This is a genomic window from Candidatus Nitronauta litoralis (assembly GCA_015698285.1).
GTDB lineage: Bacteria > Nitrospinota > Nitrospinia > Nitrospinales > Nitrospinaceae > Nitronauta > Nitronauta litoralis.
The window spans coordinates 3,527,096-3,543,019 of the sequence record CP048685.1 but is presented as its reverse complement, the minus strand read 5'-3'; the positions used below and the strand labels follow the sequence as shown (position 1 = coordinate 3,543,019).

14 protein-coding genes are annotated in these 15,924 nt (G+C 46.2%); 5 read left to right on the top strand and 9 right to left on the bottom strand.

All coding sequences use genetic code 11. From position 1 onward, the window contains the following. Nucleotides 1-173 precede the first annotated feature (173 nt). A complete protein-coding gene (locus G3M70_16190) occupies nt 174-1,130 on the top strand; it encodes a hypothetical protein (GenBank protein ID QPJ63332.1) in 957 nt (318 codons plus the stop codon). Between the two features lie 5 nt (nt 1,131-1,135). Here the strand turns inward: G3M70_16190 and carB are convergent, their stop codons facing one another. From carB to pyrR, 6 genes are read right to left on the bottom strand one after another with little or no spacing between them, the layout of a single operon-like run. Further along, on the bottom strand, nt 1,136-4,378 hold the full coding sequence (gene carB, locus G3M70_16185) for a carbamoyl-phosphate synthase large subunit (protein ID QPJ63331.1): 3,243 nt from the start codon (nt 4,376-4,378) through the stop codon (nt 1,136-1,138). Further along, complete coding sequence (locus G3M70_16180) at nt 4,378-5,277, bottom strand: hypothetical protein (protein ID QPJ63330.1); 900 nt, start codon at nt 5,275-5,277, stop codon at nt 4,378-4,380. The genes carB and G3M70_16180 overlap by 1 nt, the downstream gene beginning before the upstream one ends. Next, nucleotides 5,264-6,388, bottom strand: coding sequence for a glutamine-hydrolyzing carbamoyl-phosphate synthase small subunit (carA, locus tag G3M70_16175; protein ID QPJ63329.1), 1,125 nt, complete (start codon nt 6,386-6,388; stop codon nt 5,264-5,266). The genes G3M70_16180 and carA overlap by 14 nt, the downstream gene beginning before the upstream one ends. A gap of 6 nt (nt 6,389-6,394) precedes the next feature. Next, nucleotides 6,395-7,684, bottom strand: a complete 1,290-nt coding sequence (locus tag G3M70_16170) for a dihydroorotase (protein QPJ63328.1) — start codon at nt 7,682-7,684, stop codon at nt 6,395-6,397. Between the two features lie 45 nt (nt 7,685-7,729). Further along, nucleotides 7,730-8,665: an aspartate carbamoyltransferase catalytic subunit gene (locus G3M70_16165; GenBank protein ID QPJ63327.1), complete on the bottom strand. Its 936-nt coding sequence runs from the start codon at nt 8,663-8,665 to the stop codon at nt 7,730-7,732. Next, on the bottom strand, nt 8,666-9,205 hold the full coding sequence (pyrR, locus tag G3M70_16160) for a bifunctional pyr operon transcriptional regulator/uracil phosphoribosyltransferase PyrR (GenBank protein ID QPJ63326.1): 540 nt from the start codon (nt 9,203-9,205) through the stop codon (nt 8,666-8,668). Nucleotides 9,206-9,448: 243 nt separating this feature from the next. Between pyrR and G3M70_16155 the strand changes: the two genes are divergently transcribed. Then, nucleotides 9,449-10,060: a cob(I)yrinic acid a,c-diamide adenosyltransferase gene (locus G3M70_16155; GenBank protein ID QPJ63325.1), complete on the top strand. Its 612-nt coding sequence runs from the start codon at nt 9,449-9,451 to the stop codon at nt 10,058-10,060. 1 nt (nt 10,061) lies between these two features. On the opposite strand, the gene G3M70_16150 is transcribed toward G3M70_16155, so the two are convergent. Next, nucleotides 10,062-10,358 carry a (2Fe-2S)-binding protein gene (locus G3M70_16150; GenBank protein QPJ63324.1) on the bottom strand — a complete coding sequence of 99 codons (297 nt, stop codon included), beginning with the start codon at nt 10,356-10,358 and terminating at the stop codon, nt 10,062-10,064. 34 nt (nt 10,359-10,392) lie between these two features. Next, nucleotides 10,393-11,268: a DnaJ domain-containing protein gene (locus tag G3M70_16145; GenBank protein ID QPJ63323.1), complete on the bottom strand. Its 876-nt coding sequence runs from the start codon at nt 11,266-11,268 to the stop codon at nt 10,393-10,395. Between the two features lie 175 nt (nt 11,269-11,443). Between G3M70_16145 and G3M70_16140 the strand changes: the two genes are divergently transcribed. From G3M70_16140 to G3M70_16130, 3 genes are read left to right on the top strand one after another with little or no spacing between them, the layout of a single operon-like run. After that, a complete protein-coding gene (locus G3M70_16140) occupies nt 11,444-12,322 on the top strand; it encodes a hypothetical protein (GenBank protein ID QPJ63322.1) in 879 nt (292 codons plus the stop codon). Beyond that, nucleotides 12,309-12,965, top strand: a complete 657-nt coding sequence (locus G3M70_16135; GenBank protein QPJ63321.1) for a TlpA family protein disulfide reductase — start codon at nt 12,309-12,311, stop codon at nt 12,963-12,965. The genes G3M70_16140 and G3M70_16135 overlap by 14 nt, the downstream gene beginning before the upstream one ends. A 6-nt stretch (nt 12,966-12,971) precedes the next feature. After that, nucleotides 12,972-13,952: a methyltransferase domain-containing protein gene (locus G3M70_16130; GenBank protein QPJ63850.1), complete on the top strand. Its 981-nt coding sequence runs from the start codon at nt 12,972-12,974 to the stop codon at nt 13,950-13,952. A gap of 5 nt (nt 13,953-13,957) precedes the next feature. On the opposite strand, the gene G3M70_16125 is transcribed toward G3M70_16130, so the two are convergent. Further along, on the bottom strand, nt 13,958-15,862 hold the full coding sequence (locus G3M70_16125) for a motility associated factor glycosyltransferase family protein (protein QPJ63320.1): 1,905 nt from the start codon (nt 15,860-15,862) through the stop codon (nt 13,958-13,960). Nucleotides 15,863-15,924 lie beyond the last annotated feature (62 nt).

The following is a 15,924-nucleotide window of genomic DNA, read 5'->3' as shown; positions in this document are numbered from 1 at the left end:
CGGATCTATTATACAATGGTACTGGCAATCAATAAACAAGGATGAAAAAAGTGAGCCGTAACCGGATTTTTCCTGTGATTTTGACAATTGCCTTTTTGACCTTTTGTTTTGGGCCTTTTAATGCGAGTGCCCAACACATCAAGACTGTCAAAATGGGGGCTATACTCAATCCTATGGATTGGGAGGGTGATTACGATCCCGGAAGAGTGGTCGCTGTGGCGATTGACCAAAGAGGGATTCTTTCCCCCAACATTCTCTGGGAGAAAAGTGATGCCCCTGTAAAAAATGATGATGAAGGGGAAGATGACCCGTTGGCAATGGATACGGGGGAGGACGTTTCATCTGAAAAGGAAAAGCAGAAAAAACTTCCCGTTCAATTTGTCCTGGAAGGCGAACTGCAGGTTTTCAGTCCTCATGTCGAGGTTCCTGCTTCCATGATTGGATTGAATATTGAGGATGATTATTTAGCCGAGGTCCACCTGCACCTGAAGTTAGTCGATAATTTTACCCAGAGGATTATTTCTCAAAAGTATTTCTGGGCGGTGGGGCATGGAGGAATAGAGCCCTTTCCAAATACGGAGGAATCACTTATTCCAGGCCACCCTGACTTTCAAAAAACGTCTATGGGGCATGCGATCGAGAACCTGACAGAAAAGATATTTCAATATCTAAGTGGTTTCCTGAATGAAATCCCATTGGATTCCCAGGTTTTGTTTGTCGATGAAGATCAGGAGACGGTGACTTTGAATGTTGGTCGCAAACACGGAGTGAAAATTGGTGATGAGTTCACGATCTATAAACTCACACCAAATCTGGAAGACCCAATCACGGGGGCTGACCTGGGTGATCACTTTAAACGCCTTGGGGCAGTTCGTGTATCAGAAACAGGGGAGGGTTTTTCGGAAGCAGTCCTTTTGGTAGGCACTAATTTAAAAAGAGGATTGATTGCACGGGGTGAAAAATTTCCTATAAATGTTCTGGATAAGACTGGGCAAGCAAGTGGAAGTGATTTGGCAGCTATTGAATCTAACCGGCCCTTTGAAGATTTGGTACGTGAACGGAATTATCCCCGGGGTACTATCACAAGTTTCGATTTCTTTTCTATTTTGGGTTTTGAATTAGGATTTTGAAAATATTATTTAATGTCGTCCCGGTATTCCTGCAAAGATCTTATCCCAAGCTCATTTTTTTTCATCGCTTCTAATGCCGCTAACAGTGCCTGAGCTCCCCGAATTGTGGTGCAGTAGGGAAGGTTTTGTGTCAACGATGCCCGCCGTAGTGAAAATGAATCATTGATCGCCTGGACTCCAAAGGTAGTGTTGACCACTAACTGAACATCACCATTTTCGATACAATCTACAATGTGTGGAGGCCCCTCAAGGAATTTATTGATTGCCTTAACTTCCTCTCCATGGTCCTGGAAGAATTTTGCAGTACCTCGGGTGGCTAAAAGCTGATAGCCCAAAGTTTTTAAAGTTTTCCCAATTAAAAGGGCGGCGTCCTTGTCGTCATCCTTGACGCTGATAAACGCTGTTCCTGTTGAGGGAAGGGTTACACCTGTTGCCAGAAGCGACTTGGCAAAGGCTCTGCCAAAGTCAGTGTCCAGTCCCATGACCTCCCCGGTGGACTTCATTTCCGGTCCTAACAAGACATCCACATCCGGAAATTTAATAAAGGGGAAGACAGATTCCTTTACGGCAATATGTTTGAATTCCGGTTCATTCGTAAAACCCAATGACTGTAAAGTTTCCCCAGCCATAACCCGGGCCGCTAGCTTGGCCAGAGGGGCTCCGATTGTTTTGCTTACAAAAGGAACGGTCCTTGAAGCTCTTGGATTGACTTCAAGGACGAAGATGTCTTCCCCCTGTATGGCAAATTGTATATTGAGCAATCCAATAACATTGAGTTCCTTTGCCAACAGCTTTGTCTGACGTTTGATTTCTTCAATGACGGGAGCAGCTATAGAAAAGGGCGGAAGGGAACAGGCGCTGTCGCCCGAATGTACCCCGGCTTCTTCGATGTGCTCCATTACTCCCCCGATCACCACATGGTCACCATCTGATATTGCGTCAACATCAACCTCAGTTGCATTTTTGAGGAAACCGTCTATCAGAATGGGATGCTCAGGGGATGCTTTGACTGCGTGTTTGATGTATTGGCTTAAAGCGGCTTCATCATGAACGATTTCCATGGCTCGGCCTCCCAATACATAAGAAGGCCTGACGACCACCGGGTAACCGATACTTTGCGTTATTTCGAGAGCTTCTTCAAATGAGGTTGCTGTACCGTTTTGAGTTTGTTTTAGACCAAGAGTATTGAGAACGTCAGTGAACCGTTTACGATCTTCTGCGCGGTCAATATCATCCGGACTGGTGCCAATGATAGGAACGCCAGCCTGTTCCAATGCCATGGAAAGCTTCAGGGGAGTCTGGCCCCCAAATTGAACAATCACTCCGTCCGGTTTTTCAATCCGCACAATGTGAAGGACATCCTCCAGAGTGAGTGGTTCAAAATAGAGGCGATCCGATGTATCGTAGTCAGTACTTACAGTTTCCGGATTGCAATTGACCATGATGGTTTCAAATCCGGCTTCTTTAAGGGCAAAGGATGCATGGACACAGCAGTAATCAAATTCTATTCCTTGTCCAATTCGGTTTGGGCCCCCGCCAAGGATCATTATTTTTTTGGACTGAGTAGGGGCTGCTTCACATTCCTCTTCATAAGTGGAATAAAGGTATGGAGTGTGAGCCTCAAACTCTGCCCCACAGGTATCGACTCTTTTATATACAGGTAAGATACCCAAATCCTTCCGCTTGTTCGCTATATCCTCAGGTTTGCAGGACAGGAGATTGGATAAGTACGGATCCGAAAACCCCATTTCTTTAGCTTGCCTCAGTTGGTCTGAATCCATTTGGGCTATGGATTGGTTCTCTTTGACACGGGATTCCAATTCCAGAATTTCGTTTATGTTAAACAGGAACCAGGGGTCGATTCCGGTAATTCCATATATCTCTTCAATAGACATTCCCCGTCTCAATGCAGCAGCGACATGCCACAGCCTGTCCCAATGCGGTTTTTTAAGCAACTCTCTTAATTCGTCAAGATGGGTGATGTTCCTGTGTTCCAAACCTTTGGCGGCTTCAAACTCCTCTTCAAGGCCGAAAACACCAATCTCAAGGGACCTCAGTGCTTTCTGCAAAGCTTCTTTAAAAGTTCGACCAATGGCCATAGCTTCACCAACCGATTTCATCTGGGTTGTGAGCAGGGGAGGGGTTTTGAAAAACTTTTCAAAAGTGAATCGTGGGACTTTAACCACACAGTAATCCAGTGTGGGCTCGAAAGATGCTGGGGTTTCACGGGTGATGTCATTCTGGATTTCATCCAGAGTGAAGCCAACAGCAAGCTTCGCGGCAATTTTGGCAATCGGGAAACCGGTAGCCTTGGAGGCGAGGGCAGAACTTCGTGAAACCCGCGGGTTCATTTCAATGACAATCATTTCCCCATTTTCTGGATTGACAGCGAACTGAATATTGGAACCACCTGTCTCAACGCCAATCTCACGAATGATGGCAATGGAGGCGTTTCGCAGAATCTGGTATTCCTTGTCAGTGAGAGTCTGGGCCGGCGCCACGGTGATACTGTCACCGGTATGAATTCCCATGGGATCGAGGTTTTCAATGGAACAAATGATAACCACGTTGTCCCGTAAGTCCCGCATCACTTCAAGTTCAAACTCTTTCCATCCCAACAGAGATTTTTCAATTAACAAGGTGCTGTTAGGGCTGGAGTCCAGACCCCACTGGACGATTGACCGAAACTCCTCTTCAGTGTAGGCAATGCCGCCACCGGAACCTCCCAGGGTAAACGAGGGCCGAATGATGGCTGGATACCCGGTTTCTTTTACAATTTCGAGAGCTTCTTCCATGGTGGAGGCGTAGCCGCTTGGTGCCACTTCGAGATCAATGGCGGCCATGGCCTTCTTGAATAGAGCCCTGTCTTCGGCTTTTTTAATGGCCTCTACTTTGGCTCCAATAAGCTCTACAGAGAACTCATCGAGAGCTCCGGACTCTGCCACGGCAAGCGCTGTGTTTAACCCTGTTTGCCCGCCCATTGTCGGGAGGAGGGCATCGGGCCTATTTTCTGCAATTATTTTCCGGACGACATCCGGGGTAACAGGTTCAACGTAAGTTTTATCTGCAAACTCAACATCAGTCATGATGGTGGCTGGATTGCTGTTTAGGAGTACAACTTCGTATCCTTCCTCCTTCAGGGCTTTGCAAGCCTGGGTTCCGGAGTAATCAAATTCACAAGCCTGGCCTATGATGATAGGGCCTGCTCCTATAACCAGGATTTTTTTTATGTCAGTTCTTTTTGGCATTAATCGTTGTAAATGTCGTTAATATCGATTTGTCTTGAACGTTCCCATTTCAAGCTCATATAGGACAGGTGTTGCATTAATTCGAATCGGCGAGTTCTCAGTTCAAAGCCCATTTCGTTGGCTTTAAAACTAGCAATTTCAGATTCGACTTTTTTTAATTCTTCTCGGATACCGTTTAATTCTCTTTCCTTCTCCCGGTATTCCTGCTCCAGCTTTTCACGTTTTTCAGGTTTCCTGGATTTTTCGATTTTGTTTTTAATTTTGCTTAAAAGTCGTTCGCTGGTTTGCGATTTCTTTTCAATCCGGTCCAATTCTTTTTGACGAATTTTTAATTTACTCGTACTCTCTTTTTCAATAGTTCTCACGTCTTTGACTTTTGCACGGATAAACTTGAAAACCGCCGGGGGATGATACACAAAGTTTCCGGTAAAGGCGTTATCGTCTCTCATGGGAAAAAGACTGTCATCAAGGAGGGAAAACAGGTTGCCTTCGAACAAATCATTTTTGCTGAAAAAAAAGTCGGCTTCTGTTTTATTGACCCTGAACTCTTTATCCTCAAATAATTCATGGACCCGGGTATGTCGATCGCTTAAATGGGTCACTTGAAAAATGCCATGCAGGGAATGCGTCATGGTTTCAAGATCAGAAACTTCATTGTTGTCCAATTCCTCTCGTTTATTTTCCAGAAAATCCCTTAAAGGAACCTTTCCTGAATTGGGAAGTTGGTAATAAAGAACGAACCATTCAAGAAATAATCCCATGCGGGGCTCATAAGACTTGTCATCCTGGAAAACAGGTCCAGAAAGCTTTTGATAAGCCTCTTTTGCTGCTAGAAGGTATTCTTCCTCTACCTCTCTTGAGATAGTTTCCACCCATGAACTGATATCAACGCCGTCCATGGGTGGTCTCCATCAAATTTACAAATCGACTGAAAAGATGGGACGAGTCCATTGGACCAGGCGATGCTTCCGGGTGATATTGAACTGAGAAGATGGGATGCGTTTTATGGCGCAAACCTTCCACTGTTTGATCGTTGAGATTGATTGAAATTATTTCAAAATCCCCTTTGGAGTCCGGTGCGACAGCAAAACCATGGTTTTGTGAGGTGATTTCCACTTGCTGGGATTCTTTATCCATTACGGGTTGGTTTCCGCCATGATGACCGAATACCAGTTTGTAAGTATCAGCTCCCAGGGCAAGACTCAAAATCTGATGGCCCAGACAGATTCCAAAAATGGGTATATGGCCGATAAGTTTACGAATATTTTCGATAGCGTAGGTGACCGCTGCGGGATCCCCCGGGCCATTGGAAAGAAATACCCCATCCGGGTTTTGCTTCATCACCTCTTCAGCAGGAAAATTAGCGGGAACGACTTTAACGTTGCATCCTGCACTGACCAGGCATCGTAAAATATTTCGTTTGATACCGAAATCATAGGCCACCACATTCCATTTTGCCTGAGTGACCGGATTGGAAAATCCCTTTTCCAGGTTCCACTCCCCCTCGACCCATTCATAAGGCTCCCGGCAAGTCACAACCTTAGCAAAATCCTGCCCTTCCATTGACGGGAGCTCACGCGCTCTTTGTTTCAAGTCGTCGAGTTGATCGATGTGTGGCGAAATGATGGCCTGTTGAGCTCCTCCATCACGAATGTGTCGCGTGAGGGCTCGTGTATCCAATCCCTGAAAGCCGACAATCTTGTGGCGCTCCAAAAACTCATCCAGGGATTCACGAGATCTCCAATTGCTGGAGATGCCACTCAGTTCCTTAATGATAAAGCCTGTGAGCCAGGGTTTTTCGGATTCGTTGTCTTCCGGACTGATTCCGTAGTTTCCAATGAGAGGATAGGTCATCACCACCATTTGCCCGGCATAGGAGGGGTCGGTGATGACTTCCTGATAACCCGCCATGCTGGTATTAAATACTACTTCGCCAGTGGCTTCTTCTTTCGCTCCAAACAGACGTCCTTTAAATACCCGTCCGTCTGCTAATACCAGAACACCTTGCATTACAGGTTAATTCTCCGAGAAAAGGATTTTGCCTTTTACCAATGTGTAGCGAACCCGTCCTCTTACCTTACGTCCGTCAAAAGGCGAGTTTTTACTTTTGGATCTGAATTTGGAGATGTCGATTGTGTATTCTGTGTCAGGATCAAAGATAGTGATGTCGGCGTCTTTACCTTCCGCAAGATTACCCTTGTCCAGTTTAAAAAGTTTTGCGGGACTTGCGGTCAGCATATCGATCATTCTGGGGAGAGTGATGACCTCTTCGGTTACCATTTCCATTGACAAGGGCAGTGCTGTCTCCAGCCCTACAATTCCAAACGCCGCGCAGGAATATTCTACTTCTTTGTCCAGGTCGGCATGAGGGGCGTGATCGGTGGCGATGATGTCGATTGTACCGTCTTTCATCCCTTCTTTAACCGCCTCAACATCGCGGAGGGCCCGAAGGGGAGGGCTCATTTTAGTATTGGTGTCGTAGCCCCTTACCGATTCATCTGTCAGGATGAAATGATGCGGTGCAACTTCGCAGGTCACAGGCAGCCCTTTGGCTTTGGCTTGTCTGACGAGTTCAACCGCGCCACCGCTGCTAATATGGGCTACGTGTAAGCGTCCCCCTGTTTTTGGGAGAAGTGAGATGTCACGATATACCATGATGTCCTCAGCTTCTGTAGGCATTCCTTTGAGACCCAGCTCAGTCGAAATAAGCCCTTCATTCATGCATCCGCCAGCAGTCAAGTCCAGAACTTCACTGTGTTGAATGATAGGGAGGTCGAACATTTTGCTGTATTCAAGGGCACGGCGCATGAGTTCGTTGCTTGTTACCGGGCGGCCATCATCCGAAAAACCAATAGCTCCTGCTTCAGCAAGTTCCGCCATGTCCGTCAACTGTTCGCCTTTCAGTCCTCGGGAGATTGCAGGAATTGGATAAACCGATGCACCGGCATGGGCCTTGGATTGACTGAGTATGAGTTCAGTGACCGAACGGTTATCGTTTACCGGATTGGTATTTGGCATTACAGCGACACCAGTGAACCCTCCTGCCACAGCAGACTGGCAACCCGTTTCAATTGTTTCCTTATACTCATAACCAGGCTCCCGAAAATGGACGTGCATATCCAGAAACCCGGGAGAAACGACAAGGCCTGTAGCGTCGATTATTTTGGCCCCTTCACTTTGTGATTCAGAAATTCCACCAGGACTGGTTATTTGTTTGATTTTTCCTTTTTCAATCAGGAGATCGTGGGGGCCGTCTATTTCATTGGCCGGATCAATCAACCGTCCACCCTTAATTAGGATTTTCATTGAATCCTCCGTATTTCTTGGTCACCGGATAGAGGGAATGCCCGATTAATTTGGATTTTCATCAGATCCTCCGAGAAGGAGATACATCAGGGTCATGCGGACAGCAACGCCATTGTTGACCTGATTCAGGATAAGAGAATGATCGCCTTCGATCACATCAGGAGAGATTTCAACGCCTCGGTTCACCGGGCCGGGGTGCAGGATAATAACATCCTCTTTAGCCCTCTTCAATTTTTCTGCAGTTAACCCAAATAGAACGGAATATTCCCTGATGCTTGGGAAGGTAGTTTGATTGTGACGCTCCTCCTGAATCCGCAACATCATTATGACATCAGCATCTCTAATAGCTTCCTGCAGATTGTATGATACTCGAACTCCAAGGGATTCCATTTCGACCGGGATGAGTGTGGGGGGGCCAACGACTGTTACCGCCATACCGAGTGTTTTCATCGCAAGAATGTTGGAACGCGCCACACGACTGTGGGTGATATCTCCTACAATAACCACCTTGAGCCCATCAAATTCTCCTTTGTGTTGCCGAATTGTGGCCAGGTCGAGCAAGGCTTGAGTTGGATGCTCATGAGCCCCGTCACCGGCATTAATTACAGAACAGTCGACCTTGCTTGCCAGCATATGCGGTACCCCGGAAGCGGAATGACGGACCACCAGAATATCAGGATTCATCGCTTCCAGGTTGTAGGCTGTGTCCAAAAGGCTTTCTCCTTTTGTGACACTGCTTGTTGAACCGGAGATATTGATGACATCGGCACTCAGGCGTTTGCCCGCAATTTCAAAAGATGTCCGGGTCCGGGTGCTGGGTTCAAAAAACAAATTGACGATTGTTCGGCCTCTGAGTGTTGGGACTTTCTTGATAGGTCGGGTAGAGATTTCCTTAAAGGAATCCGTTGCATCCAGAATGGTCAGTATATCTTCTTTAGACAATTGGCCGATTCCGAGCAGATCTTTATGAGGGAAGGGCATCTAGGGCTCCTCCCTTTTTTCGACGATGACCCGGTCGGCATCGTCATTTTCAGCAAGTTGAACCTGTACCCGCATATCCAGGGAAGTCGGGAGGTTTTTCCCGACAAAGTCGGCACGGATCGGGAGTTCCCGGTGACCCCTGTCAATCAGGACGGCTAACTGAACTCCGGCGGGCCTGCCAAAATCCATCAGTGCATCAATGGCGGCACGAATGGTTCGACCGGTGAACAGAACATCATCAACCAGAACGATCTTTTTTTCTGTAATAGAAAACGGGATTTCAGTTTTCTTCAGGACTGGGTTTTGTTTGCCAGTTCCAACGTCATCCCGGTAGAGAGTGATGTCCAGAATTCCAAGAGGAACTTCGATTCCTTCGATATTTTTGATTTGTTCTATAAGTCTTTTGGCGAGAGGAACGCCGCGAGTACGGATTCCAACCAGTGCCAGATTCTCGGCCCCCTTATTGCGCTCCAGAATTTCGTGAGCGACGCGTGTTAGTGCCCGTTGTATTTCCTGTGCAGTAAGGGTAGGCTGACTCATAAAGCCTCACCTGGCGAGGCAAAGAGGTTTGGGCAAAAAAAATCCCCATCCGGGAACAAACCCGTCAGAGGAGGTGAGCTTTTCTTGGGTAGCAAAGTCATTTCAGGTTCTCTTGACAATCTCACAGGATTATCTTAAAGAGTTTAAAGCTGGCCTGATCTTATCAGAGGCCGAAACCAAGTCAAGAAAATTTAACGAAACCCTTATTTGTAGGGACTTAAGGGATACAAAACCGAGGTTACATTGGTCAGAATCAGTAAGGTATATACAAAAGGTGGTGATAAGGGAGAAACTTCTCTTGCAGGGGGAGGTCGCATTGCAAAGGATCATCCCAGGGTCGAAGCTTATGGGACAGTGGATGAGTTAAACAGCATCCTTGGGTTGGTACGTTATTTCAATATGCAAAATCCCCAGACCGCTCAACGTGATAAATTTGAAAATATTCTTGAGACATTGCAGAACTGGCTTTTCGATCTTGGAAGCCAACTGGCAACCGACCCTGAATTTTCTAAAAAGAAAAAGAAAATTGCCATCAATGAAAGTTACGTGACGTGGCTGGAAGCTGTGATTGATGCGATGAACGAAGAGCTGGAACCTTTGCCCAGTTTTACCCTGCCGGGAGGGGGGATTGTGGGAGCTCACCTTCATCAAGCCCGGACGGTATGTCGAAGAGCGGAAAGGAGGATTATTACTTTGTCCAGAGAACATGACCTTGGAGAGTGGCCGGTGCCTTTTATTAACCGGTTGTCGGATGCTCTATTTGTGTTTTCCCGTTGGACTTGTCGTTGGATGGACCAAAAGGAGTTGCTCTGGGTGCCGGAGACTGAGGCTCCAGATGACTGGCAATGGAAATAAGTTATTTGGCTCTAGGGCCTTTCCATGTCAGGCTGACATTTCCGCGCTTGACCTTAATCTGGCATCCCAGGCGCATTCCACCCGTGATGTCTTCTTCGTAAAGGTAATCGCGCTCTTCTTCATTGGGGGGTGACAGGTTTTCGCGTCCCTCTAGAACTGTCAATTCGCAAACTCCACAAGTTCCCTCGGTACAGCCGAACTTCAGGGATACATCTATATCCTCACAAAAGTCGATCAGAGGCATTCCATCTTCGCATTCATGGGTAATATTGTCAGGTACAAAGGTTATTTTGGCCATTATTTTCCTTTAGAAAAATCCTTAATAATCAATGCTATAGACCGGACTCTTTAAGGCTGGTTGCCAGGTCTTTCTGTTTGTCGGTCAGCTCTTTGGGATACACAGCTTTCAGGGTTACGATCTGATCACCTGGGCCCAAGGCGCTGGGAACACCGAGCCCTTTCATTCTAAGTTTTGAATGGCTTTGGGTTCCGGCGGGTACTTTTAAACTTTTTGTGCCGAACAGGGTCGGGATATCGAGACTGGTTCCAAGCATGGCTTCGCTCAATTTTATTTCCCGATCAATCAGAATATTTTTTCCATCCCTTTTGAAAAGAGGATGAGAACCCACCTGTAATTTTAGATACAAGTCCCCTTTTGGACCACCATTTGGGCTGGGCTGTCCCTTCCCGACAAGTCTGAGGTTGCTTCCAGTCTTTACCCCAGGCGGGATCTTCACCTGTACTTCTTCAAGCCCGCCGGGAAGTCTCATAGACAAGTTTTTCTCAGCCCCGAGAGCGGCATCCTCAAAAGAAATTTCCAGCCGGCTCTGGATGTCCTGTCCTTTCATGGGGCCAGGATTCTGTCCTGCAAACCCATGTCCGCGGAAGAAATCCTCCATACCGCCTCCACCAAAACCCCCCATACCAAATCCACGCAGGATTTCATTGACATCAAACCCGCGGAAAATGTCCTCCTGGGAATACCGTTTGTGAAAGTCAGTATCGCCAAACTGGTCGTATTGCTTCCGCTTGTCCTTGTCACTGAGGACGGCATAAGCCTCGCTGATTTTTTTAAATTTTTCCTCGGCCTGGGGGTTATTTTCGTTGCGGTCGGGGTGATATTCCTTGGCTTTCTTCCGATAAGCTTTTTTTATCTCATCCTCGGAAGAGGTTTTGGGAATACCCAGTATTTGGTAGTAATCGTTCATTTTAAGAGCCCTCAGGTCCTTGGAAATTTGAGCCGGTTATTATTCAAACGCTCCCAGGTTTCCCGCAAGACCGGGTGGTCATGCCAGAACCGATTAAAGGGGCATAATCCATAAATTATTGAATTATAACCGTTTATGGACTAAACTAAGTAGCGAATCGATTAAGGACCCAACAATGAGACCAAACCGGCCTGTATGGGCTTTAACCTCTATCATTCTATTAATATGCCTGACTGGGTGTGTCAAGTCCTGGCAGGATGATTATGACGATGTGGGGTTTGCCGGAAACGTGGATGAGGCTGGTTTTGTGATTCCAGAAAGTATCGATCCGGAAGAGATGTATCAATGGGAACCCCCATCCGAAAGAGAGCTGGAAGCTCGCAGGCTTCGTCAACGTGAGATGGACTTGCTAACGGCTGAAATCGAGAAGCTGGTTTTCGGATTCAATGAGCTGGAGCTTGCTGCAAGAAATCTTGACGGAGGGCGTGCCGCCTGGGATCAAAAACTGGCGGAACTGGACCGTTCCATGCTGGCTAGAATTGCCGAACTGGAAAAATTAAATAAAGCATCAGGTGAGAAAGTGGCAAACCTGAAAGGCTCGATAGGCAAACTTGAAAATGAACTCCAGGCAATTATCAGGGCACGAGATTCCAAAAAGTTTAAAGAGGGGCAATACCGGACAGCATACATTTTGTTTCGGGACAAAAAGTATCGGGGTGCTGCGGCCCAGTTTCTGAGAGTGCTAAAGTCACGTTATCCGGCACACCTGCGTGATAATATCCTGTTTGGTGTTGGAGCTTCCTTTTATAAACTGCGGAAATGGAAACAGGCTTCACAACCTCTGAAAACGTTGGTGAAAGAGGTACCCAAAGGAGATAAGTGGCAGGAGGCCAGCCTCTTGTTGGCTCTCACCCATTATCGCAATAAACAGAGAAGCCGGGCCCTTTTCATCCTTGAAAATGCCATGAAAAGAAATCCACCACCCCGTATTCGCCATTTGATGAAGCGACTTGAACAACGTATTCAGGAGGATCCAACCGTTGTCACTAATTGATAACCCAGCCCCTCCGCTGGACATAAAGGAATGGGTCCAGGGTAATCCTGGAACTATTGACGAAAATCGGGGGAAGGTGATTCTCATTGAAGCGTTTCAGGTCAACTGCCCCGGATGCTTTGTGGGTGGTTTACCCGAAGCGATCGATATTTTTCTTAAGAACAAAGATCAGCCTCTTGAGGTGTGGGGTCTGGCCACTGCATTCGAAGACTATCGGCTGAATAGTATTGATAATCTTCGAAAACTGCTGGAAACAGGAGAAGTGGTAGGGGAAACGCATCGGCATTTATCAGAATTGAATATGTTAAGTATGGACCGCTTGCAATATTTCATCCCGTTTCCAGTTGCCTGGGATCACATTACACCCTGCCATGGGGAGGTTTCTGACGAGGCTATCAATCAGGTCATCTACAGGGATTTCCCACAATACGACAGTATGCCGGAGGAGAATAAATCCTGGATCAAGAGGCAGGTTGAAGCCTACCTCAATAAAAAAGAATTCAATGCGGCCACATTTGAAACGTATCAAATGAAAGGGACCCCGTCTTCAATCCTCATTGATAAAAAGGGTATTGTCCGGCATTCCGTTTTCGGTTCCGGGCAAGGGCTTGAAGCTCTTGTCCAATCTCTATTGGACGAATAAATCATGATGCTGACCTACGAACAGTTTGTGCAAAAAATTGATCAATTGGAAGAAGCGCATTTACTGATCGCAGCGCTTGAGTTGGATATTTTTACTCTGGTTGGAAAAAAGAAAGTCACCGCCAAATCACTTGCCAAAGCGGGGAAATATTCGGAGGAGGGGATTGAAGCATTGCTCAATTGCCTCGTGACCTTGAAGGCCATGCACCTGAAACACGGACGTTATTCAAATACCTCTGAAATGTTCAAGCATTTTTCTAAAGACAGCCCACATTATAAAAAGGGCACGATCATGCTGAAGGGGGAAGACAACGAGGAGTACGGCCGTCTGCTGGGGGTGATTCGGAAGGGCCGGAACTTCAAGGGAACCCATGAAAAAGACGACCCGCAGCGCCGTTCCCTGTTCACCCATGCCATGCATGAACGCAGTCAGACTCGTGCCAAATCGGTGGCGGAGCATGTTGCCAGCCAACCTGTAGGGCGTTTGCTGGACCTTGGCTCAGGCCCAGGTTCCTATACGGCGGAGATTTTAAAGAAAGATAAGAAAGGGCAGGGGACTTTGCTGGATCGGAAGTCGGCCTTAAAGGTGGCTAAAGAGATATGGGGTAAGACACCTGTATGGAAACGCGTTGAAACCATACCCGGAGATTTATTTGATACGGAATATGGGGAGGGGTTTGATACTATTCTTTTTTCGAACATCCTGCATATTTACAATCCTGAAGAAAACACGCGCCTTTTGAAAAAAATGAACAAGGCTCTGAATCCGGGGGGGCGTGTTGTGTTGCTCGACTATTTTTTAAATGATACGCGTACTGGCCCGCAGGAAGCGTCCATGTTTTCGCTCACCATGCTGCTTTTCACCGAAACAGGGAAAACCTATACGTGGAAAGAATCTGAGGCTTTATTAAAGAAAACAGGTTTTAATAAATTGAAACGAATACCACTTGAAGATGATTCCGGGCTGCTGGTTGGTTTCAGGAAATAGTCTGTTTATCGAAGCAAAGAGTTAAACTCGGATATTAACCATTTAATCGCTTTTTCAATTTCCAGAAATATAATTCTGTCTCGCTGATATTTTCTTAAAACGATCTCATTTTCATTTTTTAAAAGATCAATTTGATAGGTTTCCTGATTCCAGTCGAGGAAAGCCGAATAAAGGTATTCCTGTAATAACTGCACACTGTCTTCATCTTTGATTATTTCCTCTAAAATGATTTCTGCAGCTAAAACCTGTTTCTTCTTATTAGATTGAGTAGAAGAGGCTTCAACTGATTCCTTAAGCTCCATTTCACGGTTCAGCTTTTCCCAGTTTTGGATGGAAAGTAACAGGTGTTCAAAATTTTGGATCTGTGATTGGACTCGGGAGGAAATATTTTGTTTAATCTCTTCAGTGACAAAGTCCAGGGAATCCTGGGTATCGATAGCTATAGTGCTTTTCCTGGAAAAACCTGGTAATCCCGCCAGGGTTTCCTTCAGGGTAGCGTTTTCAAGGTTTGAAATATTAACTCCTCCCTCGGTTGCATTGATCAGGCGCACACCACTCTTTTTAATTCTCTCGAATGGAAAACGAAAGGTGTCGAGGGCATTGCTCGTTACTAAGGAGTTTCCAAAAATATCTTGTGCGGTACTGGCAGCCAGAATGGAATCACTTCGATTTCGTTTTTGCAGCTTGCCGACAGTTTGATTTGTGCCGATGTTTTGCTGATGAAATTCTCCATGAAAGGCTCCGGAGCAGTGGGAGCGGTCTTTTGAAAATGATAAATCCTGACCGACCAGGATAATAGGGTTGCACCCCATGTGTAGTGCGAGGTTCAGGGCGGTATGGGCCACCGAACTGTTATTCCCCAGCTCTCCTTTTGAGGTCAAGCCTCTGGTTAAAAACTTCCAGATATAGGGTTGAGCTTCTACCGCAAACTTTTTTCCCTGAAAATTGTTCGGAATATTTTCCGGGATGCAGGGATTAAAAATCAGGCGGGTCCGTAATGGCTTGTTAATATTTTCAAAAGCTACACAGGAAACGGGTTTTGGGTCAATGGCTACGGCAAAATCCGCTTCAATTCCGGCATTTTGAAGTGGTTTTAAAGCTGTGGAAACGGCAATGATCCTGCAAAAACTTTGGCTTCCGCGAATCAGTTGAATATTTTTGTCTAAAGAAGGTCCAGCAGCAACAATCAATACAGGATCATTCTGAAAAATGTTTCTTAGATTGTTGATTCCAGGTGCACTCAAGGAAACCATGAAGTTTTGTAAGCAGTTTTGATATAGAAGCCGGGACAATGTGCGACGAGTGTTATGCGCGACCTGTGTTTCCCTTAAGGTTTCTTCAATACTGGATCGCATGTTTTCGTAAAATTCCGGGTCAAGTTGACTAAGGGGTGGGAAACGAACCAGCTTGAATCCGTTTAAAGTGAAACTGTCCCACCAGTCTGACAGGGTAGTGATTTCCTGGTCCGGGATTTCGCCGACGATCCAGCGAATATTTTTATTCTGGAGTAACGGCTCAATATGTTTGCACTGGAGAGCTCGATGAAAAATTTCAACCTTGCTTTCAACGACTAAAAATTTCGAATGACGAGGAGCATTTTGGATAAGATTGAGAAGGTGATAGCCCAGCCCCAATCCCAGAATTATAAAATTCGATGAGCCTTCAGGATTTAGTTTTTGAATGAACTGTTCAGCCTCTTGCGCCGGATTGTATCTGCTGTGCAAGGAAAGGGTTTTCCCATCATGATTTTTGAGAAGAAGAGTTGGGGACCCGGATTTTGATGACTCAATTTGGAAAGCTTCAGAAAACTTCTGGTTATCAACCTTTTTTGCCAGCTCTGGATGCAGATCGTACAAGCAAGACAGATTTGATTGGTAGGCATCCATAGGTTTGATGGTAGCAGGAGTCATCCTGTATTTAACGGAATCTTTTGAGCAGGACTTTAAACTTCGGGATATTCCTCGGGCCGAAA

Coding starts and splice junctions, on each gene's coding strand:
- G3M70_16170 (QPJ63328.1), bottom strand. CDS start 7,684: ATGAAAATCCTAATTAAGGGTGGACGGTTGATTGATCCGGCCAATGAA.
- G3M70_16145 (QPJ63323.1), bottom strand. CDS start 11,268: ATGAACGATTACTACCAAATACTGGGTATTCCCAAAACCTCTTCCGAG.
- carB (QPJ63331.1), bottom strand. CDS start 4,378: ATGCCAAAAAGAACTGACATAAAAAAAATCCTGGTTATAGGAGCAGGC.
- carA (QPJ63329.1), bottom strand. CDS start 6,388: ATGCAAGGTGTTCTGGTATTAGCAGACGGACGGGTATTTAAAGGACGT.
- G3M70_16165 (QPJ63327.1), bottom strand. CDS start 8,665: ATGCCCTTCCCTCATAAAGATCTGCTCGGAATCGGCCAATTGTCTAAA.
- G3M70_16125 (QPJ63320.1), bottom strand. CDS start 15,862: ATGACTCCTGCTACCATCAAACCTATGGATGCCTACCAATCAAATCTG.
- pyrR (QPJ63326.1), bottom strand. CDS start 9,205: ATGAGTCAGCCTACCCTTACTGCACAGGAAATACAACGGGCACTAACA.
- G3M70_16180 (QPJ63330.1), bottom strand. CDS start 5,277: ATGGACGGCGTTGATATCAGTTCATGGGTGGAAACTATCTCAAGAGAG.
- G3M70_16150 (QPJ63324.1), bottom strand. CDS start 10,358: ATGGCCAAAATAACCTTTGTACCTGACAATATTACCCATGAATGCGAA.
- G3M70_16140 (QPJ63322.1), top strand. CDS start 11,444: ATGAGACCAAACCGGCCTGTATGGGCTTTAACCTCTATCATTCTATTA.
- G3M70_16130 (QPJ63850.1), top strand. CDS start 12,972: ATGCTGACCTACGAACAGTTTGTGCAAAAAATTGATCAATTGGAAGAA.
- G3M70_16190 (QPJ63332.1), top strand. CDS start 174: ATGGATTGGGAGGGTGATTACGATCCCGGAAGAGTGGTCGCTGTGGCG.